Annotated in this window: 18 protein-coding genes; 7 read left to right on the forward strand and 11 right to left on the reverse strand. The window is 42.0% G+C overall.

The window, feature by feature from the left end; genetic code table 11:
• The first annotated feature begins 19 nt into the window (after positions 1-19).
• The 4 genes from WCG05_01450 (at position 20) to WCG05_01465 (ending at position 3,404) form a co-directional block, all read left to right on the forward strand.
• Positions 20-1,024, forward strand: a complete 1,005-nt coding sequence (locus WCG05_01450) for a virulence protein RhuM/Fic/DOC family protein (protein ID MEI8320660.1) — start codon at positions 20-22, stop codon at positions 1,022-1,024.
• Between the two features lie 127 nt (positions 1,025-1,151).
• Positions 1,152-1,781, forward strand: coding sequence for a dienelactone hydrolase family protein (locus WCG05_01455; protein ID MEI8320661.1), 630 nt, complete (start codon positions 1,152-1,154; stop codon positions 1,779-1,781).
• Positions 1,782-1,858: 77 nt separating this feature from the next.
• On the forward strand, positions 1,859-2,500 hold the full coding sequence (locus WCG05_01460) for a hypothetical protein (protein ID MEI8320662.1): 642 nt from the start codon (positions 1,859-1,861) through the stop codon (positions 2,498-2,500).
• Between the two features lie 79 nt (positions 2,501-2,579).
• Positions 2,580-3,404 carry a division plane positioning ATPase MipZ gene (locus WCG05_01465; GenBank protein ID MEI8320663.1) on the forward strand — a complete coding sequence of 275 codons (825 nt, stop codon included), beginning with the start codon at positions 2,580-2,582 and terminating at the stop codon, positions 3,402-3,404.
• Positions 3,405-3,678: 274 nt separating this feature from the next.
• Here WCG05_01465 and WCG05_01470 read toward each other — a convergent pair whose 3' ends face one another.
• From WCG05_01470 to WCG05_01520, 11 genes are all read right to left on the reverse strand, one after another.
• A complete protein-coding gene (locus tag WCG05_01470; protein ID MEI8320664.1) occupies positions 3,679-3,873 on the reverse strand; it encodes a hypothetical protein in 195 nt (64 codons plus the stop codon).
• A gap of 173 nt (positions 3,874-4,046) precedes the next feature.
• Positions 4,047-4,517, reverse strand: coding sequence for an NUDIX domain-containing protein (locus tag WCG05_01475; GenBank protein MEI8320665.1), 471 nt, complete (start codon positions 4,515-4,517; stop codon positions 4,047-4,049).
• Positions 4,517-6,325: a DNA mismatch repair endonuclease MutL gene (gene mutL, locus WCG05_01480; GenBank protein MEI8320666.1), complete on the reverse strand. Its 1,809-nt coding sequence runs from the start codon at positions 6,323-6,325 to the stop codon at positions 4,517-4,519. The genes WCG05_01475 and mutL overlap by 1 nt, the downstream gene beginning before the upstream one ends.
• 3 nt (positions 6,326-6,328) lie before the next feature.
• Positions 6,329-7,627 carry a glucose-6-phosphate isomerase gene (locus WCG05_01485; GenBank protein MEI8320667.1) on the reverse strand — a complete coding sequence of 433 codons (1,299 nt, stop codon included), beginning with the start codon at positions 7,625-7,627 and terminating at the stop codon, positions 6,329-6,331.
• Positions 7,628-7,637: 10 nt separating this feature from the next.
• Positions 7,638-8,177 carry a DUF3035 domain-containing protein gene (locus WCG05_01490; protein ID MEI8320668.1) on the reverse strand — a complete coding sequence of 180 codons (540 nt, stop codon included), beginning with the start codon at positions 8,175-8,177 and terminating at the stop codon, positions 7,638-7,640.
• Between the two features lie 12 nt (positions 8,178-8,189).
• Positions 8,190-9,329, reverse strand: coding sequence for an extracellular solute-binding protein (locus WCG05_01495; protein MEI8320669.1), 1,140 nt, complete (start codon positions 9,327-9,329; stop codon positions 8,190-8,192).
• Positions 9,329-10,480, reverse strand: coding sequence for a type VI secretion system protein TssA (tssA, locus tag WCG05_01500; protein ID MEI8320670.1), 1,152 nt, complete (start codon positions 10,478-10,480; stop codon positions 9,329-9,331). Before tssA ends, WCG05_01495 begins: the two co-directional genes overlap by 1 nt.
• Positions 10,477-14,517 (reverse strand): type VI secretion system protein, encoded by a 4,041-nt coding sequence (locus WCG05_01505; GenBank protein MEI8320671.1) that lies wholly within the window; start codon positions 14,515-14,517, stop codon positions 10,477-10,479. The genes tssA and WCG05_01505 overlap by 4 nt, the downstream gene beginning before the upstream one ends.
• Positions 14,498-15,301 (reverse strand): DotU family type IV/VI secretion system protein, encoded by an 804-nt coding sequence (locus WCG05_01510; GenBank protein ID MEI8320672.1) that lies wholly within the window; start codon positions 15,299-15,301, stop codon positions 14,498-14,500. Before WCG05_01510 ends, WCG05_01505 begins: the two co-directional genes overlap by 20 nt.
• A 7-nt stretch (positions 15,302-15,308) precedes the next feature.
• Positions 15,309-16,649, reverse strand: a complete 1,341-nt coding sequence (tssK, locus tag WCG05_01515) for a type VI secretion system baseplate subunit TssK (GenBank protein MEI8320673.1) — start codon at positions 16,647-16,649, stop codon at positions 15,309-15,311.
• A 123-nt stretch (positions 16,650-16,772) separates the two neighbouring features.
• Complete coding sequence (locus WCG05_01520) at positions 16,773-17,420, reverse strand: alpha/beta hydrolase (GenBank protein MEI8320674.1); 648 nt, start codon at positions 17,418-17,420, stop codon at positions 16,773-16,775.
• Between the two features lie 119 nt (positions 17,421-17,539).
• On the opposite strand from WCG05_01520, the gene WCG05_01525 reads away from it, so the two are divergent.
• The 3 genes from WCG05_01525 to WCG05_01535 are packed head-to-tail and all read left to right on the forward strand — an operon-like array spanning position 17,540 to position 20,285.
• A complete protein-coding gene (locus WCG05_01525; protein MEI8320675.1) occupies positions 17,540-17,959 on the forward strand; it encodes an Rrf2 family transcriptional regulator in 420 nt (139 codons plus the stop codon).
• Entirely contained in the window at positions 17,956-19,077 is a 1,122-nt protein-coding gene (locus WCG05_01530; protein MEI8320676.1) for a cysteine desulfurase family protein, read from the forward strand. Before WCG05_01525 ends, WCG05_01530 begins: the two co-directional genes overlap by 4 nt.
• Positions 19,074-20,285 (forward strand): IscS subfamily cysteine desulfurase, encoded by a 1,212-nt coding sequence (locus tag WCG05_01535; GenBank protein ID MEI8320677.1) that lies wholly within the window; start codon positions 19,074-19,076, stop codon positions 20,283-20,285. The genes WCG05_01530 and WCG05_01535 overlap by 4 nt, the downstream gene beginning before the upstream one ends.
• Positions 20,286-20,290: the final 5 nt, after the last annotated feature.

Here is a 20,290-nt window from a genome sequence, read left to right on the forward strand (position 1 = left end):
CATACTCTATAGTCATCCCATGATTCAACATTTTTGTGAAAAAGCAAATATCATGATAAAAACAAAATCTAGTTTAGTTGTATACCAATCTAAGAATGGCGCTTTAGAGTTAAAAACAGACTCTCAATATAATACGATTTGGTTAACTCAAGAGCAACTTGCGTCTTTATTTGACGTGCAGCGTCAGGCGATTTCAAAGCATCTAGGAAATATTTTTTCTTCAGGAGAACTAAACGAAAATTCAGTGTGTTCCAAAATGGAACATACTGCCAAAGATGGAAAAACATATAAAGTAAACCACTACAATCTTGATGCAGCACTTAGTGTTGGGTATCGGGTGAATTCAAAAAGCGCTACACATTTTCGCCAATGGGCGACCAAAACCCTAAGAAACCATATTGTTGAAGGATATACTATCAACCGCGATCGTATCAAAGAAAATTATGAACAATTCATGAAAGCAATCGCAGATGTTAAAAGTTTGCTCCCTTCTGCTTCACCTGTTGATAATGTGAGTATTTTAGAGCTTATTAGTCTGTTTGCTGATACCTGGATATCATTAGATGCCTATGATAGAGATCAACTTTCTATAACAGGAATCACTAAGAAAAAAGTTTCATTAACATCTGATAAACTTGATAAGGCTTTGCAAAAACTAAAGTATGCTTTGGTTCAAAAAGGTGAAGCGACAGAATTGTTTGGTGCCGAACGAACAAAGAATTCTATCGAAGGAATAGTTGGCAATGTAATGCAGAGCGTTGGAGATCAAGATGTGTATCCTAGCATAGAAGAAAAAGCAGCACATCTGCTCTACTTCATTGTTAAAAATCACCCATTCTTGGATGGAAATAAAAGATCTGGAGCCTATGCATTTATATGGTTCTTACAACAAGCTAAGGTTTTAGATAGATCTCGCATAACGCCCCCAGCGCTCACTGCCTTAACTTTATTGATCGCACAAAGTGATGCCAAGGATAAAAATAAAATGGTTGCATTGGTGTGCACTACCCTATCAAAAAAGTAGCGTAAATTTCCCGCCCATATTTGGTTATACAAGAGGTCTACTGTTGGTAAGTTTTTCTGATATACTTTGAAACATTATTCATAATATTCTGATTTCATGATTATGAAACATACTCTATAGTCATCCCATGATTCAACATTTTTGTGAAGTTGCCAGTAAGGGCCCTGTAAAACACCTGGTTTTTATTCTGCATGGCTATGGGGCCAGCGCGGAAAATATTATGGGACTTGGGGAGTATTGGAAATCGTTCGTTCCCACCACCCTGTTCATTGCCCCTAATGCGCCTGAGTTTGTAGCCTCCGTCTATGGCTTTCAGTGGTTTCCTATTGGAAATTTAGAAGAGTCTTTGTTAACCGCCGGCTGTAAAAAAGCGGCTCCAAGTTTGGCCACTTTTATAAAACAGATGCAGGAAAAGCATCAAGTTTCTTGGCAGAATACTTGTATCGTTGGATTTTCCCAAGGGGCCATGTTGGTCTTATATACAGCCCTTACCCAGCCCCATCTATGCAGCAAAGTCATTGGCTATTCGGGGGGAGTCCCCATGGATCCGAAAGACATTACAAGCTCACCCAAGGACTTAGACATTCTATTGGTTCATGGAGCGCAAGATGATGTAGTTCCTGCAACGGCTTCAAAAGACGCGAATATAATGTTAAAAACCGCCGGGTTCCCCGTATCTCTGCATCTACTTCCCCATCTAGACCATTCAATTGATGAGCGAGGTCTAAAATTGGGGCAAGAGTTTTTTGGAAGATAACTACCGCCACCCTCAAGCCTCATAGGGGCGAAGGGTCTATCTCTGCGCCCCCAGCACTCGGATCACAAGAAAAAATTATGTATATTATAGGTGAGGCTGAAAAGTCTCAGTATCCAGAAGCCTCCATTACAGATACGATGATCCATCGTTGGATGGGTATAGCAACTGTAGCCATTAATGCAAATGCGTGTGGAGCAAGTAAAATTCTTGTCACATCAGGTGCTAGGATACACTGGGAGACGGATTATGACTTGCTTTTTTCAGCTCAAGAAATTCAAATCGATGGAAGTATTTATCATCAGAATGGACTAAGTTCTTTAAGATTTCTGCTAACTTCGGGCCCTAAGTGGAGCACGGGAACTAAAGCAAAAATTGGCCAACATGCGCGCATAGACTTTGGCTCAGGAGACTATGGTCCAGGAAGCAAAAGATTTTTTCACATAATATCTAAAGATGGGGCACCCCCCACCATTGAAGAGGGTGCAATTTTGAAGGATAACAAAATTGATGAACATGAGATGAAGTATGATTTTCCTTTGCTTTCTTTGACGGCCGACCCCAAAGATCCTGTTATACAGACTATGCTGCGTAATACCGGCGATATAGATAGCACTACCCCATTCAGTATAACGAAAACCTATTATAACAGCTGGGCTGAATCACTTAAACCTGTAGACACTGAGAAATCCTCTAGTTGCAACTTCGGCTGCCCCGTTTAGTGTTTAGTTCGCAATAGGGTGTCTTGCCACGCTCATCAGAAACAGTAGACTTCTATTCCGGCTGTGCTAGAATGAAAACATGCACAAAAAACCATACGTCATTGTTTTAGGGAATGAGAAGGGGGGAACGGGCAAGTCCACCACGGCCATGCACGTTGTTGCCTCTCTTTTACACATGGGTTTTAAGGTCGCCAGTATTGATATTGACGCCCGCCAGGGAACCCTTAGCCGCTATTTTGATAATCGTCGCAACTATATTGATCGCACCAAAATCAAGCTGCCCATTTCTGAGCATTTTCGCCTGACCCGCTCTGATGATGATTCCAGCAAAAAAGCGCATGAGGAAGACAAAGTCAAATTCGAAGATCTTATGAGCTCTTTAAAGGATTATGATTTTATCGTTATAGACACCCCTGGGCACGACCTGTATTTGTCGCGCCTGGCGCACTCGTATGCGGATACGTTGATCACCCCTTTAAATGACAGTTTTGTTGATTTAGACGTTTTGGTTCAACTGAATTCTGAATCTATGAGCATGGAAAAGCCCAGCATTTATGCAGATTGGGTATGGGAACAGAAAAAGCATCGGGCTGTGCGAGACCGAGGAAGTATTGACTGGATTGTTCTGCGAAATCGCTTATCCTCAATCAATGCTCACAATAAACAAAGAATGGAAACTGTTTTATCTACCCTTTCAAAAAGGCTGGCCTTCCGCACCACCAAGGGTTTCAGCGAGCGCGTGATCTTCCGTGAATTGTTTTTGCAGGGGTTAACCCTTTTGGATTTAAAAGCCGTGGGAATGCCGATGCAGATTTCCCACGTGGCCGCCCGTCATGAACTGCGGGATCTGATGAGCTTCCTAAATCTTCCCACCATCGAAAACCGCGTCGCAGAAAAGTTTTAGCGAAGAAAACTGGATTGCCACGCCCATCATTCTTCAGCCCTCTCTTATTGCTTTCTTCAGGCTCTCTTTTTTTGAATTCCTCATCCCCCCTTGCTTTCCTCGGGCTCTCTTTTTTTGCTTTCCTCGGGCTTGACCCGAGGACCCACGCCTTACTTTTTCTGACAACCTAACGGGCCTGCGTTCCGCACCCTTAGACCCTCGGGTCAAGCCCGAGGGAATCCAATTGGGGTGAGTCCGGCTCTCGTCATCCAGAGGAAGCAATCCAGCTTTCTTTTTACTGCAAAGTTTCACGCGGCGGACGCAAATAAGTATAGCGCACCTCCGCGTGAAGAAAACGAATGTCTCTTAATGTATTGAGAATGCCATCCTCCATTTGCTTTTGATGATCCAATAGATCAATCAAACGCTTATAGTGTGCATCAAGGCTCTTTAAAGTATAGAGAAAATCGTTTAGATTGTGATCAGTCATGTAGACCTCCGTTTTAGGTTTATACGATTAGTGGGGTTCTATGTGTTGCAATCACAGGAACTCCACGCTTACTTTTTTTATTATTTGAATTTGAAGTCGCTTCAAACTCTTTTTCTGAATATTAGCTTTTTTGGAAAAAAAGGCAAGGGGAAAAGATACATCCCCCCTCAGACTTAAAGAATCCCTTGCAAACTAGAATCCAACCTAGGCTTATGAGGATTGTTGACCCACAAGGGGATCAGCGTCCGTAAAGGTTCTGGCATCAGATTAGTACCCTCAAGATCTCCTAAGGCTACCCATTTAAAGGCACAATTTTGTTCAGGAGAAGTGGGAATAAAAGGATATTTTACTTCTGCAGATTCAGCCCAGAAAACAAAGTTACATTCATGGGTATGACAGCCGCCGGATCTTTCGAAAGAGTATTCTAAAACACCCAGGAATTGGGTCTTCTGAAACACAAGGCCTGTTTCCTCTAGCAGTTCTCGCTTAATGGCTGTTTCAGCCCCCTCGCTCCATTCCACATGCCCCCCTGGCAGATTAGTGTAAATATGCTCACTGGGGGGGTGGTAGGTCACCAAAAGATGATCTTGATCTATGATCACCGCCCGGCTAATGAAGTGAATGGGTTTATAGGATTGTTCCATTATTTTCTTTCAAACAATTTTTCAATATCATTTAAACTTAAAACAATATGGGTGGGGCGTCCATGGTTACATTGGCCTGAATAGGGTGTTTTTTCCACCTGACGCAGCAGCTCATTCATTTCTGAAATCAGCATTTTATGGCCTGACCGAATACTGCCATGACAAGCCATTAGGGAACAAACTGCATTCAAGCGTTCTTCCAGGGTGGAACTTTTTCCTTGCTCTGTAATCTCTTCAGACAGATCTTTTGCCAGCTTTTTAATATCAAGATGGGCCAGCATTGCGGGCACTTCCCGAATCAAAACGGAATCTTCCCCAAAGGCTTCAAACACAAACCCCAACGCTTTCAAAGATTCCTCTTGCCCCAGCAAGGCTTGCAGATCATTACCTGAAAGCTTCACAACCTCTGGAATCAACAGAATCTGGCTTTTAACACCCGCTTCTTTAAATTCTCTTTTCAGTTTTTCATACACAATCCGTTCATGGGCTGCGTGTTGATCTGTGACAACGATACCTTGCTTTGTTTGGCTAACAATATAGGTTTCATGGACTTGAGCACAAGCCATCCCCAGGGGATATTCCTGCTGAACATCAGCCTGCATTTCCATTTCATAGGTACGGACCGAGGGGGCAAAATAAACCTCAGCCGGATCCTTTGCCGAAAGGTGTTCTGATGCTCGCAGAGGCATTTGATAGGATGCTGGCCTTGAAAAATTCGGTCTTATAGACTGCTGAAAAGATGACAAAGAAGGTGAGGCGGATTGAAATCTTTCTAGTGTTTTCTCAGAAACCGTATTGGAAGATCTATGCCCCATCTGAGCCAAAGTTTGTTTAAGTCCCCCAATCAAAAAAGATCGCACAAGATTGATATCTTTAAATCGAACCTCCGTTTTAGCGGGGTGAACATTCACATCTACATCCCTGGGGGGAAGGTTCAAAAACAAACTTACTAAGGGATATCTGTCATGGGCTATAAAATCTTGATAGGCAAGTTTAACAGCTATTGTCAGCAGTTTATCTTTTACAGGGCGTCCATTCACAAACAGAAATTGATGCTGGGCATTAGACCGATTCAAGGTGGGCAAGCTCACAAAGCCCGTTAACGTCATGTCTTCCCGTTCCAAATTAACGGGCAAAGAATTATCAAAAAATTCAGCCCCCATAATGTCAGAAATTCTTTTCAGTTGCCCCTGGGAATCAGGGGAATGCCCATCATACTTCCACAGGGTTTTTTCTTCTGTTTTAACCGTAAAAGCCACATGAGGATAAATCATGGATAGCCGCTGGAGTACATCCACCACATACCCTTGCTCCGTTGCCTTAGTGCGCAAAAATTTCAGGCGGGCGGGAATGGCATAAAATAAATCTTTAACTTCAATTTTGGTGCCTTCTGTCATGGCAACGGGTATGATTTCTCCCAACATCCCCCCTTCAACAGACAGGGAATATCCATCCTCCTGTCCCCTGGCGCGGCTTTGTATTTTAAGACGGCTAATTGCGCCAATTGAGGGCAAAGCCTCCCCCCGGAACCCAAGGGTATTAATATTAAACAAATCATCTTCAGGTAATTTTGATGTAGCATGCCGTTCAATACACAGGCGCAAATTATCCGCTGTCATGCCGTGCCCGTTATCCATAATACTTAAATAACTAGCTCCTCCATCCCGCAAACTAACTTCTATATGGGTTGCCCCCGCATCTAAAGAGTTTTCAACCAGCTCTTTGACAACGGATGCAGGCCGCTCTACAACTTCTCCTGCTGCAATTTGGTTTACAAGATGGGATGGTAAAAGACGAATTTTTGTCATGAATCACAGGGGCTGATGTTCTTGCTCTTTAATTTTTTTGACAAGATAGGATTTGGCCAGCTTCTTGCCCTGCTCAACGGCCTGTTGATCAAAGGCATTAATTTTATACAAGTCTGCCATCACAATCGTTTCCAGCATGAAATGCATCATCAGGGCCCCCATAGAGCCTTCGTTCAGCTCAGGCAAATGAATATGTCTGGTGGGTCTATTATTGGCGATTAGTGTATCAATGGTTGCTTTTTGTTCCGCCTCAATCAAATCAGCCATGGTTGCATCCAACAGAAATTCCACTTGAAGATCATGGGCAATATCTGCCAAAACCTTTGGCCCCTTAATCATATGATCTAAAGTAACAACAGTGAAAAACTTATCACAAGGCCCATCCAAATAAAGCTGTAACTGACTATGTTGGTCAACAGCCCCTAATGCATCAATGGGTGTTGTGCCTTTGCCGTTTTTCCCCAGGCTTTCTGCCCATAATTGTCGGTACCATTTTGAGAAAATGCTCAAACGATCCACATAAGGCATCAAGACTGATTGAGAAATATTATGCTTTGTGGCCAGAGTGTATTGAACAGCTGCCCCTAAAACGGGGTCTAATTCCAAAACATTATTTGTTTCCAAAAGTTTATCAAAAACATAAGCAGCACCCTCGCGAACAGCCACAGGATTAAGACCTGCAATCATGGCAGGCAAAAGCCCTACAGAGGACAAAACTGAAAAGCGCCCTCCCAATTTAGGATCATGCTCCAGAAATGGAATTTCCCAACGGTCTGCAAATATTTTGAAGGGGGAGGTTTTATTTTCCGTTAAAATAATGAAATGATTTTTGAGCGCTTGAGGACCAATTTCTTTCAGCCACTTTTTTGCCAGCAACAAAAACTGCATCATGGTTTCAGGCGTGCTGCCTGACTTAGAAATGGCAATGACTGCTGTCGACTGAATTTCTATTTTTTGGCACAAAGACAAAAAAGTATGGGGGTCTATATTATCTAAAAAATGCAGCTTGGGATTAGATTGAGACGACAAAGCGCACAGTGCCTTCCCCCCCAAGCTTGATCCCCCAGTGCCCAAAATAATAACATCAGAAAAATCATCTTGAAGCCGTAAAACCAGCTCTTTTAAATCTTCGATATCCTTGCGGAAATAGGGCAGCCTTAATAAGGGAAGACCTCCCTCTTTGTAAGAATTTCTTAAAGTGTCAACCGAGTTTTCTAAAGTTGTTTTTAAGGGCTTGATGAAGTCCGAGGAGAGACCTTCTTTCCCCAGCCCAAAACAACCTTGTAAATTTTGATGATACATTGTGTCCTTTTTATTCATCGTCTTCTGTAGACGCAGCAGAATTTAAAATGGGTGAGTTTTCTTTTTCTAGGGTTTCTTTTTCTTCTTCAGGGTCAATCACTTTTCCCCGCTTCTTTTTTTTCCAAAAGAAAATTTGATCTTTAATTTTTTGTTCCAGGGTAGGTTCATGATGAGCTTCTTGGTCTATCGTCTGCCGGATTCCTTCTTGTTTTTTATTGACCCCAATTTTTTCTAGAAGCATTTGTTCGCTTTTAACTTCTAAATCTGGTTTCCGGTCTATCTTTTTTGAAGCTGGCATTGTTTTGGGATGGGAAACAGTTGAATCTGACACGATAATGTTCATGGCTTTTTGACTGATAGATTGTTGTTGGGGGCGCCTAATGCCCAGCTTTGGATCTTGCAAAACAATCGTCGTGGGCATTTCAAGCCCTTCATTTCTTAGGGATTCATACTCATTAGGACCTTCTCGATTCAAACCCATATGTTCACGGACGGAAGAACAGCCGGCAAGAATAAGGCACAGGGCAAAACTTATTATTGGATATCTCATTTCAAACTAACGTTACTTTTGTCCCACCTTAGTTTTCGTCCACATCCGTGTCAACTCTCTTTCGAAGCTTAAAGTTAAAACTTCATTAATTCTAAAGTTTTCAAAGACCATTTTGGGATAAAGGAGGGGATTATTTCGTAAGGACGGGGGTAAATGCTTCAAAGCAGCATCATTAGCAATGGGGGACAAAAGATATTTAATATTTCTGGCTGCAATATCTCCCCTCATCATAAAGTCTAAAAACTTGTAGGCATTTTCCAGATGGGGCGCCCCACGGGGAATCACAAATAAATCACACCAAAAACCTTGATACTCTTTGGGGATAAAGAACTCTAGCTGAACAGGTTTTCTGGAAGATTTGGCTTCAACCTGGGCCCGCAACGCTTCCCCAGACCAAGTCTGCATCAAACAAACTTCCCCATTCACCAAATCATTAATCATGCGTCCCGCATTAGCTGTGAAATTTTTAACATGGGGACGCATTTTTTTTAAGATTTTACGGGCTGTTTCAATTTGAGAAAAATCCCCATAATTCGGCTGAATTCCTTTGTAGTACAAAACGGATTCCACTAAATCTTGGGGGTAATCAAGCAGGGTTACCCCACACTTGGAAAGTTTTTTGATTTGTTCTTCGTCATAAACAAAAGACAAACTATCCGGCGGCAGTTTTTGATAAGGGAAAATCTTTTTTATCTTGTTGGCGTCATAAGCAAACCCTGTCACCCCCCAAGTAAAGGGAATGCCATAGGCATTGTCTTCATCTAACGCTTCCAAAAGACTTAGAATTGTTTCATCTAAATTGCCCCAGTTCTTCAACTTAGATTTATCAAGGGGTGTGAAAATTTTATCTTTTAGCAAAACCTGTCGGCCGAAGTAAGGGGTTGCCGATGGCATTACAATATCGTACCCGGATTTTCCAGTAAGTAATTTGGCTTCTAAAATTTCATCACTTTCATAATAATCCATATGGACAGTGATGCCCGTTTCTTTTTCAAAATCTTTGATAGTTTCTGGATCAAAGGTATGCATCCAGGTATAAATCAAAAGCACCTTTTCTTTTTTTTCAGAATCAGCAAAGGGATTATAGAAAACAATTAAAACTAAAAGAGCTCCTATCAAAAGGCTCCAAAGGAAGAGGACGGGTTTTTTCACTATTCTTGGATGCTCCATAGGGGTTTAGCTGGTTCTTTAGAAGCATTCGAAGAAGCTGCATTTATAACCTGGTTATTTCCTAAGGGAGCATTGCCGGCAACGCCCAGAAGGCGACGAAGATCCGTCAGCGCATTGCCATCGGCCACCATTTCTTTCAGCAAGTCCTCAAAGGGCAAGTTCCCCCACCTAACTGCCCGCTTAATCAAATAGGGGGCGGGACTATGGGGATCTAGTTGTGATAAATACTCAGCAGCCTTTTCTATCATGGCATAGGCCTCGGCCCGACCGTGAATCACATCATCCAGGGATGAAGGTTTATCCGCAGATACAGGCTCTAATTGGATTGTTTCCGTTGTTTTTTTAGCATTTTCTTTTGCTTGCTCTTCTGCACGGCGCTCTGTCAAAATCATTTCCAAATACTGATTAAATTGATCCAGTTTCTCCTGAATTCTATACAATGATGGGCTTGATTTTTCCAGTTTTTGATCTAAAAAAGTTTGTAAAGTTTTGATTGTTTCTTTTGTTTGATCCACAGATTCTTTAAACTGAGCAAAAAAAGCTGTGTCTGTTTTTTTAACACTTGCCTTTAAATCTAGTGCTTTCTTTTCACGACTGACCTGATTGGCTGCATTCGGAGCTACCTTTGTATCCGTTGTATAATGGGTATCGATATAGGCAGAAAAACTATAGACTAAAGTATCCTTATCGGTTGGGGCTGTGATGATAATTCTGTTCAAGTATTCCGATAGTTTTTCATTGATCCAATTAAAGGGTCCCACCCGATATTCCAGATCATCTGGGCCAATAGCGGGGTAAGCAATATCCCAATATTTTTCAGAAAGTTTCAGCAAAAGTTCAAACCCCTTTTGCAAACCTTCTATATTGTATAGAAACATCCAAGACCGAATCAACCACGAAGCAATCTGCAAGTCTTTTGACTGGTCTGTCAGAATACCAGTGCACAGGGTTTCAACCTTTTTCCAGTCAGCGGTTTTCAAATCCTTAACCCAAACGCCTTGGGGCAGGTCTAAATCTTCGCGAGATGCCTCTTGAATATCATCATAGATCACATCATATTTCAGATCTTTTCCTTGGGGATCTTTCCCCGGAATATCTTTTAAATAGACATTAAGATCATCAATGGGGTTCATAGAACTCCTTCCCGTAAGACTGGCGCAGAAGTGGGGAATTTGGGAATCTTGAAATCAATTGCTGTTGTGCCCATGGTATCAACAGGCACAACCTGTACATACAATTTAGCATTTGTAGCTGCTGGCCCATTCGGGGCAGGCGCCAGTGGAATTGTAAATCCAAGGGTGACATCGTTAATAGAGGACCCGCCATCTTTTGCAGACACCAGATGAAGCATCATAGCCCTTAGCAGTGCCCAAGTGCCGTCATAGACAAAAAGACTTCTTTTTTCCATGGGGATCAGGGCCGGATCTCTGGGATCTTTTGTCGCAAAAACAGGAAAATTGGGCATCCATTCAAAACCAAAGGATATGGGGGTGCCCAGTTCATAGCGAATGGTGTTAGCATTCCCATTTTCTTTTAAGCTTAATACTTTATCATTGTTAATAAATGCCCAGTCAGCCAAGCGATCCGCCAGCAAAGATTTAGCCTTGTTTTCGTTAAATTTAAGGATAAAGCTAAGACCAGGGGCACCATCTTTTTTAATAGGGGCAAAGTATTTATCAAAGAAAGTTTTGATCTCACGCATGTTGGCCATAAATTGCTTAGAGTGAGACCAAAAATGTCCAGGTTTTGCAACAGCATCAATTGATGCAATAACATCAGGGGTTAACAAGTCTAGCTCTTTAAAGAAACCATTCAGAACATCATATGACACATCTGAATCTGAATTAGGATCTTTTGAAACAATAGCAACGAAGGGGAATGAATTCGCTAAGTTTGCATTGAAATAATCAGAGACTTTTTTATACTGGGCAATCCCCTTTTCAGCGGCTAACTGCTGACACCTTTTATACATACTCTTCATGATTAAGTTGCGTTTTTGCAGGAAGAAATCTCCTGTAGGGGCATTCATAACAGCTGGATCTAACAGGGTAAAACAGTTGTCGTAGGTAATTTTATTGCCATCTTCTTCCAAGAATTTTTCCAGTACTTTCATGGACCCTGTTGTTTTGCCCTTGTCATAGGCCGCTGCTTCATCAAGCAATCCGCCCCACCGGGTTACAACCTTAATTTGATCAATGGAAAGCCGGAAAGAATCTGACTTCAGAAAACTTACAACAGGCGATGCGTGCCGCAAAGCTAAACTCATCACTCGGGCGCTCTGATTGGTGAAATAGCTGATCATTTCTGTTTGATCAGAAAGATTATAGGCGCCCAAAAGTCCATTGGCTTCCCCATTCCACCGTTTGAAATCAGGATCAACCGGTTCATAGAAATCACTATTTGTTAGGGCCTGATCTATTGTTTCGAGGCTACTGTACATTTGGGTGAATAATAAGCTCTTAAGTCGTGCATAGGTGGCGCGCGCGCCAATATCATCTAACGTCTTCAAAAGCTTTACAAACAAGGGTCCTGTTTCGCTAATGTTATTGGCTTGCACCTGAGATGCATTGTCAGCCTGACTCCCCCAATTTTGGGAGGGGACTTCATAAAAAGTTTGGGCCCGTTCCAACATAACTTCAATATTAGTCTGAAGTTGCTCTTGTCCAACCAGCCGCAAGACATCCTGCAAATTAACAGGATAAGAAGAAAGATCCATCTCAACAAAGGTTCGGTAATTTTCAATTAAGGCCAACGCATTTCGAACGCTATTCGGGTCCCAATACAAAAATTGTCCATCGGGAATTCTGTCAATAAACTTACTGCCTGATGCTTTTTGCATAAAAGGTTGATCCAGGAAAGTATTTAGCCCTTTTTCTAGTTTTAATAGCCCCTCAGAGGGAGTCAAAGAATTAGTAGCTGAAGACCAGGTTAAGAAATACCCAGTTAAAGGAGACCCATAACTTCTTAAATAGGTGGCTGATTTTTGATAAAGCTTTTCTGCAGTGTCAGAAATTTTTCTATAAACTGGCTCAGTAAAAATAGGAATACTTTTTATGGTATCCATCAATTTTTGATATCTGGAACCCGGGTCAAAGACTGGGTTTGTAAGCCATCTTCCCCCCGCATTGGTAATGAATGACAGAACATCTTTTATTTCTACCAAGCTGTTTCGGAAACTATCCAAATCCGGCACACCACGCCCTTCAACTCTCTCTAAAGTTTTTTGCAATTTATAGATCAGGGCTGCGTTATATTCGGGATCAAGAACACGTTTCAAGAAATTGTTATACAGTTCATAGAGTCTTTTTTCAGCAAACAAATTATAACGATCCAGATAAAAAGGCTTACAAGAACTATCAGAAATCAATCCCTGCAGAAAAGTTTCACTAGAAGGTGTCAAAGATTTTTTAAGATTGTATCCGTCATACAAATAGGCCGTGAATTGGGCGAACAAATCTATCTTCTTCATGAAAGCCTGGGCATTATAGTCAATGGTCATTGTATGTAGCTTTTGTAAGGCCTTTACGTATCCTTCTAGCAGTAAAAATTCCGGCGTTTCCGTGGGGCTTAAAACTGTTTTTTTGTCCAGGGGCATGGATGGCATGGCAAGGGGCGTTATCAAAAGACGTTGGGCCTTTATGTCCAGGTTGCTGGCTATACGATCCCCGATAAATTTGTCATAGAAAAACTGGCAAATTTCTTTCAGATTATAATCTGCAACAAGGGCCCAGGTGGGGATGTAAGTTCGCGTATTTCCAACTTGGACTATAAGATCTAAAATGCTTTGAGCCTGGGAAATATTTTCAACCCCTTGGCTGGTAGAATTTAAGTTTTCAAGGGAATGGAGCACATTCACCATAGATGGCTTCAGTTGATCAACAGCATTCGATACATTTTTTTGGACCCAGTAAGTTCCTAAGAAACCCAAAACAAGGGTAGAAAAAATGCCAACACGCCCGATATTTAAAGTACGGTTAGCAGAAAGCAAAAATCTTTTAAAGGGCGCAGCAACACCCACTTCCTGAAAAATCTTTTTGTCAAAAAGATCCTTTAAAAACAGATGAGAAAATTCTGATGAGCCAGGCACTTCTTCCTGTTGCCCGGTCGCATAAATTCCTCGCAGAATAAAGTGATCCCTATAATCTTCTTCTTTAAAAATTGCATTCAAATACGTCTGAAGGCCTGATTCAATCTGGGCAAAATTATCTGGAAAAACCATAATGTCGTCCTGATAAACAACGGCTTCCTTTTTGGCAAATATTTTGAGTAAACTTTTCAGCAGAAAATCTTGGACGGAAGAAAAAGCTTCCTTGATCCACGCGGAATTATAGGAAAGATCGGTTGTATAGGGATTAGACCAACCGAAAATTTCTTCTAAAGATTTTAGGGAAAGTTCCTTTGAAAACCCTTTGAATCCACCCACCAAATCACACTTAGTCAGAAGCACATAAATGGGCAATTTTAGCCCCAGCATATCTTCTGTCTGAATTAATTTTTCTGAAAGCTCTTGCCCTTTTTTGGCCAACTGGTCTGCAGACAAAACATCAGGCCCCAAGAAATAAGAGCTGGGAACTGTTAGAATAATACCGTCTAAGGGGCGTGCTGGGCGATATCTTTTTAAGGCCAGCAAAAAATGATGCCACCGGTCCTTGTGAAGCGTTTCCCCGTTCACTACAGACCCCTTCAGATCAATCACAATACCATGTTCGTAGAACCACCATTGCATTAAGGGATGATCAAAAGGCATGCCAAAATTAGGGCTGATTAAGGGGTTGGGCAACTTTGCTTGAGCAAGCAAACTAGACTTACCAGATCCCGTATCTCCAACCATAACAAACCACGGTAATTTATAAGAATAGTCTTTGCCGTCAATATGGGCAGCCAATGCCTTTTTAGCTGCCCGAATGGAATCATAAAAGGCCCCAATAGGGCGAATTCTTAAAACATCTAAAACTTGCTCAAGAAATTGGAAGACAGGTTGCCAAAAAAGATTATTGTCACTGTCCCAACCCAATTTCTTAAACAAGGGAGAACTTTTTAGGCCAAGACCTTCAAACTGTTTCTTTAAAGAAAATCCTGAAAAATAGACAATGACAAAGAAAATCATGCCCACCAAAAGGAAGATGGTCAGTAAAAAATAGGGCAAAGAATCAGTTAAATGTTCCAGCATTATTTTTAATCCACATGTTAAAACTCTTTACAAGGCCCAAAATTTCCCGGGTTTCTATAAACCAAATCAGCACCATAACAATCAGAAAAAATCCTCCCACAAGGCCCCATCCCAAATACCAGGGGCGCAAATTAATAATTTCAGATGAATCCCGCTGGTCTAAAGTATGCATATAGGCCTCTTCAAAAAGGGGTAGCCCTTCCCGACGACCGTCCGGAATATCATAGGTAATCATATCATAAAGCTTCTGCCGATATTGATTTAAAATAGAGGCTGAATTTTCCGCCCGGTACTTACCCTGAAAACCCAATCCAAGACCCATCAAATAAATCACAGCTAAATCTAAAGCTGAAACATCCCGACCTTGTAAAAAGGTCTCTAAATTTTTAAAAAACTTATCACCCGCATCTTGGGTCCCATAAAGACGAGATTCCAATAAATTATCTTGCCATTCTAATTTACCCTTCCAGGGAAGGTTTAAAAAAATTTCATCTGCCAAGGAAACCATTACATATTGGGCCTCCTCATAGTAACGGGCCGCATAACCCCCGCCCTGAATTTCAATCAATCGATATTGAGCCTTTAAGGTTTTTTCCAAACGATTTAGAATTTTACCAGCAAGCGATTGGGATGTTTTTTCTGACAGATTGCCCTCTAAAGACGCCTCTTCCTCGGCAGAAATTGATCCATCGTTCAAAGCTAAGTGTTTCAATAGAATCAATTCGTCATAGAAAGACCTAAAATTCTGCACCAGAACAGATTTCATATACCTTTCTTGCGTCATGGATTACCTATCCTGCTGTATATAAAACAATTTCTTCTGGCCTGCTGTTTTCTGTATCAGACGGATTCAAGATCTGCAGAGTTTCTTCAGCCTTAATAAATTTCTCATCAACCAAAACTTTAACAAGCAACTGACGATTAGTAGCCAACAGTCCCATTTCTGAAACCTGGTCAACAACTTCCCTGATGGGACCTAATATTCTTTTTTCCTTGGCTTCCTCAAGGGCGGAATCGCAAGCGATAATGGCCCCATTTAGCCAATGGGCTATGGCCGAAGGTGATGCATCCACCCCCAATTTAATGCCCAAAATCAGATAATCTGTATCCAACCAATCTTTTCTAAGTTTACGTTCAAAAACACGACCACTTTTTGTGAATGGCAAAGAAATTGAGGGGCTTTTAACCATTTCAATAATCTTTTCAATAAAATTCACAACGGGATCAAAGGTTGATTTTAAATCATTGTGGTCATAGGGATCAAAGACAGGCGGAATTTGGCCCCGATGGAGTGCACAATAGGTTCCTGCCGCCACACAAAGCTCTTTATAAACTTCAAAAGGATGACATTTTTCAGAAAAATACAGTGCTTCTAAAACAACCACTCGCCCCACAATAATATTATAAATACGGTCATAGTATTCCAGAATAGATGCCGTGTCTTGGGTCATCAAACTTTGAAGGCGCTCCCCCAAGAAAGTCGTTCGTTTTCTTAAATTCTTGATCAACCGCCCCAGATATTCCCCGATAATGTTTTGTTGTTGTACGCTGGTAAAGGGCGGAATAAAGTCTGTTTTTGCAAAAGCATCGTCTTCGAACTTAACCTGCATCAAGGGGAATCCAGAATAGCGAGAAGGCAAATTGTCCCCCGCCACCAGAAATGCTTTCAAAGAAAGGCGTGGCATAGTAATGGCCCCATCTCCTGTGTTTTCGTCAACGATAGGGTTTGATTCGATGGAATCATATCGGCAAGGCTGCTGCTCTGTATTTGCAGCATCTTCTTGACGCTCGACAACCGCCAAATAGATGGTAGTGGGTTTCAACAGCAGATCATCTTTCATTCCGGAAATATCCAGTTCAATTTTCTGTTTGGATCCAGTTGCTTTCTCAACAACGCTGCCATCTGGCATCATAGCCAAAATTTTGTTGACTCGAATGATACCGCTTAACAACAAGGCCTCATCAATTTCCACATGATGAATGCCCCAGTACCAAGGAGTACTAATAGTCAGATAGCATAAGGAAAGCTGCTGAATTTCATGACGCATTTGCTGGTAATGGTGGGGATACAAAAGCTGCCCTTCGTACCATTGCACCATGTCTTGAATTTTGAAGTTATACTTTTCTTCCATTAGATCCCTGAAAGTCCTGTTATTTTATATTTAAATTCACCCTTAGTCTAACGTTCCTATGAAAATAACTCAAGCACATTCCTTTTACCTTGTACAGGTTCATGTCGCAAAAATTAAACGGTATTACTTTTTCTTAGCGTGGAGGTGAATATATGTGGCGACGATATCTGAAACTGCAGTCAGATGATCTTTAAAGAAATGGTCAGCCCCTTCAACCTCTTGCAATTCAACTTGAACACCTTTTTGTTTAGAAAGTTTTGCTGCAAGAGTCCGAACAGCATCTGGAGAGACAATCTCGTCTGCTGTCCCCTGAATCATTTGCCCAGAAACGGGGCAAGGGGCCAAAAAGTTGAAATCATATTTGTTAGCGGGGGGGGCAACAGCAATGAACCCCTCCAATTCTGGTCGGCGCATCAATAATTGCATAGCAATCCAGGCGCCAAAAGAAAACCCAGCCACCCAAAAAGAAGGGGCATTCTTATTGTCGGTCTGTAACCAGTCTAGGGCTGCGGCTGCATCGCTTAGTTCTCCTTCGCCGGAGCCAAAAGAACCCTGAGATTTTCCAACACCACGATAGTTGAATCGCATCACATTAAACCCTTGCTTCACAAAGGTTTGGTATAGGGTATAAGTTACCTTGTTATTCATCGTGCCGCCATAAAGGGGATGGGGATGTAAAATCAACGCTACAGGAGCCGATTCCGTCGCATTTTGACGATGATATTTTGCCTCAATTCGCCCAGCGGGGCCTGGTATGATAATTTCTGGCATCGGGTCTCCTAACCTTACACTCTTACAAACTTGACTATTTTAGTAGGATATAGTAATTTCCCACTGGATCCTACAAGCGTGGGGATTATATAAATGTTTTTAAGGAAATACAAGACAATATGAAGCTTGGTACTCGCGGACGTTATGCTGTTATGGCAATGGTTGATTTGGCTGAGTCCTCTCACAAAGGGCCTGTACCGTTGTCTGAAATTGCGAATCGTCAGGAAATTTCCCTAAGCTACCTTGAACAACTTTTTGGAAAATTGCGCCAACAGGGCTTGGTGCAAAGCGTTCGAGGATCTACGGGAGGATATATCCTGCCCCGTTCTGCATCCTTGATTAGTGTAGCAGACATTGTCTCTGCAGCAGATAAACCCTTTAAAGCAACCAGATGTTCTTCTTCAAAACAAGAAGGATGCTTACAGTCAAAGTCGCGTTGTAAGGTCCATCATTTGTGGGAAGAGCTGGGCAGTCAAATCAATGGATTTTTACAGTCTATTTCCTTACAAGATGTGTTAGAAAACAAGATACAAAAATGAATTTACAGAACTATATTTACTTAGATCACAATGCAACAGCACCTCTTCGCCCGCAGGTTATGTCTGCTATGACGGCAGCTATGAGTCTTCCGCTAAACGCATCGTCCTTACATGGACTGGGGCAATACGCAAAAAAAATTGCTGCAAAGGCTCGTCAAAATTTAGCTGATTTTATTCAGTGTTCTGCAGATGAACTTATTTTTACTAGTGGGGGAACGGAAAGCAACAATATGATTTTGAACCAAGATTGGGACCATGTTTTTGTTTTGGCAACGGAGCATGACTCTATTTTAAAAGCAGTGTCTGTAGCTCAGATGATTCCCGTTGATGACCAAGGAATCATTCAATTAGATTGGTTGGAGGAAGCATTACAAGTCTTGCCTGAAAAATCAAAAACCTTAGTATGTGTTCAATACGCTAATAATGAAACAGGGGTACTGCAACCTATCGAGAAAGTTGTTGCTTTAGCGCACACATACAATGCCCTGGTTCATACGGATGCCGTCCAATGTTTTGGTAAAATTCCTTTGTCGTTTAAAGATTTAGGCATAGACTTTATGTCTATCAGCGCCCACAAGGTGGGTGGCCCTCAGGGGGTTGGAGCTTTGATTGCGCGCGCGTCTTTAACTTTGGAATCTTTTTTAAAGGGTGGTGGGCAAGAAAAAAACCGTCGGGCAGGAACGGAAAATATTGCGGCCATTGCAGGGTTTGGCGCCCTTCCAGAGCTTATTGATTTAAAGCATTCTGAATCCTTAGCCCTATGGCATCACACCCTGGAAAAATCTTTGCAAGAATTTGCGCCCAATAGCACAGTTGTGGGATCAGCAGTCAAAAGGCTGCCTAATACCACATGTCTGGTCATGCCAAACGTTAAAAATGCCATTCAGTTGATTCATTTTGACTTGAAGGGAATTGCCGTAAATACGGGATCAGCTTGTTCATCGGGAACTTTGAAACCCTCTCGCGTTTTGAAGGCTATGAATCTTCCCGAATCTGTTTACAACAATGCTATTCGAGTTTCTTCTGGATGGAATACAAAGCAAGAAGATCTATTGAAATTTTGTGAAGACTGGAAGATGTTGTTTCAGTTGCATCACCAACAAAAGGAAAGCGCATGAGTTCATATATCTATTTAGATTGCCAGTCTACAACTCCCTGCGATCCGCGGGTGGTTACCAAGATGCTGCCCTATTTTTCCGAAAAATTTGGGAATCCTCATTCCCGCAATCACGCTTATGGTTGGGATGCAGAGGAGGCCGTTGAACAGGCTCGCACTCAAGTTGCTGAAGTGATTGGGGCGAACGCCAAAGAGATTATTTTTACAAGTGGAGCAACAGAATCCAACAACCTGGCTCTTAAGGGATTGGCCCATTTCCACAAGGATAAACGCAACCACATTATTACGTACCAAACAGAACATAAATGTGTTTTAGATACCTGTCGCCACTTGCAGCAAGAGGGGTTTGAAGTGACCTATTTGCCTGTTCAAAAGAATGGTCTGATTTGTCTTGAAACCTTGAAAGCAGCAATCACGGAAAAAACTTTGCTTGTATCTGTTATGGCTGTTAACAATGAAATCGGAGTCATCCAACCCCTAGCTGATATTGGAAAAATTTGCCGCGGGCATAATGTATTCTTTCACACAGACGCCGCCCAGGCTTTTGGAAAAATCCCCCTGAATGTGGAAGACATGAATATCGATTTGCTCAGTATTTCCGGCCATAAAATTTATGGACCTAAAGGGGTGGGTGCCCTGTACGTACGTCGTAAACCCCGGGTGCGGTTGTTACCTTTAATCAATGGTGGCGGTCAAGAACGTGGGATGCGCTCAGGCACCTTATCGCCCGCCCTGTGTGTGGGGCTTGGGGAGGCTAGCGTCCTTGCAGCCCAGGAAATGGTTACGGAAAACCAGCGACTAAAAAAATTGCGGGACCTTTTCTATGAAACCATCATGGGGGCCCTGCCTAACGTTTATTTGAATGGGGATCTTGAGCAAAGAATTCCAGGCAATTTAAACCTAAGTTTCGCCTATGTTGAAGGCGAAGGGCTCATGATGGGCATTAAGAACTTGTGTGTATCTTCCGGATCTGCTTGTACTTCAGCCTCCTTAGAGCCATCCTATGTTTTAAAAGCTTTAGGCGTGGGGGAAGATTTGGCCCATACGTCCCTTAGAATTGGATTTAGTCGCTTCACAACGGAACAGGAAGTAGTCGACGCCGCCCAACAAATTATTAAAGCTGTCCAAAAATTACGGGACATGAGCCCCCTTTGGGAATTAGCCCAACAGGGTGTTGATATTAATTCCATCCAGTGGGCAGGCCACTAAAAAAG

This window comes from Alphaproteobacteria bacterium (genome assembly GCA_037146715.1).
In the GTDB taxonomy this organism is placed as follows: domain Bacteria; phylum Pseudomonadota; class Alphaproteobacteria; order UBA7879; family UBA5542; genus JBAWWO01.

Bases quoted from the DNA above. Each gene is read 5' to 3' on its own strand.
- WCG05_01455 (MEI8320661.1), top strand. From the start codon at position 1,152: ATGATTCAACATTTTTGTGAAGTTGCCAGTAAGGGCCCTGTAAAACAC.
- WCG05_01505 (MEI8320671.1), bottom strand. From the start codon at position 14,517: ATGCTGGAACATTTAACTGATTCTTTGCCCTATTTTTTACTGACCATC.
- tssK (MEI8320673.1), bottom strand. From the start codon at position 16,649: ATGGAAGAAAAGTATAACTTCAAAATTCAAGACATGGTGCAATGGTAC.
- WCG05_01465 (MEI8320663.1), top strand. From the start codon at position 2,580: ATGCACAAAAAACCATACGTCATTGTTTTAGGGAATGAGAAGGGGGGA.
- WCG05_01530 (MEI8320676.1), top strand. From the start codon at position 17,956: ATGAATTTACAGAACTATATTTACTTAGATCACAATGCAACAGCACCT.
- WCG05_01450 (MEI8320660.1), top strand. From the start codon at position 20: ATGATTCAACATTTTTGTGAAAAAGCAAATATCATGATAAAAACAAAA.
- WCG05_01485 (MEI8320667.1), bottom strand. From the start codon at position 7,627: ATGTATCATCAAAATTTACAAGGTTGTTTTGGGCTGGGGAAAGAAGGT.
- WCG05_01490 (MEI8320668.1), bottom strand. From the start codon at position 8,177: ATGAGATATCCAATAATAAGTTTTGCCCTGTGCCTTATTCTTGCCGGC.
- WCG05_01475 (MEI8320665.1), bottom strand. From the start codon at position 4,517: ATGGAACAATCCTATAAACCCATTCACTTCATTAGCCGGGCGGTGATC.
- tssA (MEI8320670.1), bottom strand. From the start codon at position 10,480: ATGAACCCCATTGATGATCTTAATGTCTATTTAAAAGATATTCCGGGG.
- WCG05_01535 (MEI8320677.1), top strand. From the start codon at position 19,074: ATGAGTTCATATATCTATTTAGATTGCCAGTCTACAACTCCCTGCGAT.
- mutL (MEI8320666.1), bottom strand. From the start codon at position 6,325: ATGACAAAAATTCGTCTTTTACCATCCCATCTTGTAAACCAAATTGCA.
- WCG05_01470 (MEI8320664.1), bottom strand. From the start codon at position 3,873: ATGACTGATCACAATCTAAACGATTTTCTCTATACTTTAAAGAGCCTT.
- WCG05_01510 (MEI8320672.1), bottom strand. From the start codon at position 15,301: ATGACGCAAGAAAGGTATATGAAATCTGTTCTGGTGCAGAATTTTAGG.
- WCG05_01460 (MEI8320662.1), top strand. From the start codon at position 1,859: ATGTATATTATAGGTGAGGCTGAAAAGTCTCAGTATCCAGAAGCCTCC.
- WCG05_01520 (MEI8320674.1), bottom strand. From the start codon at position 17,420: ATGCCAGAAATTATCATACCAGGCCCCGCTGGGCGAATTGAGGCAAAA.
- WCG05_01525 (MEI8320675.1), top strand. From the start codon at position 17,540: ATGAAGCTTGGTACTCGCGGACGTTATGCTGTTATGGCAATGGTTGAT.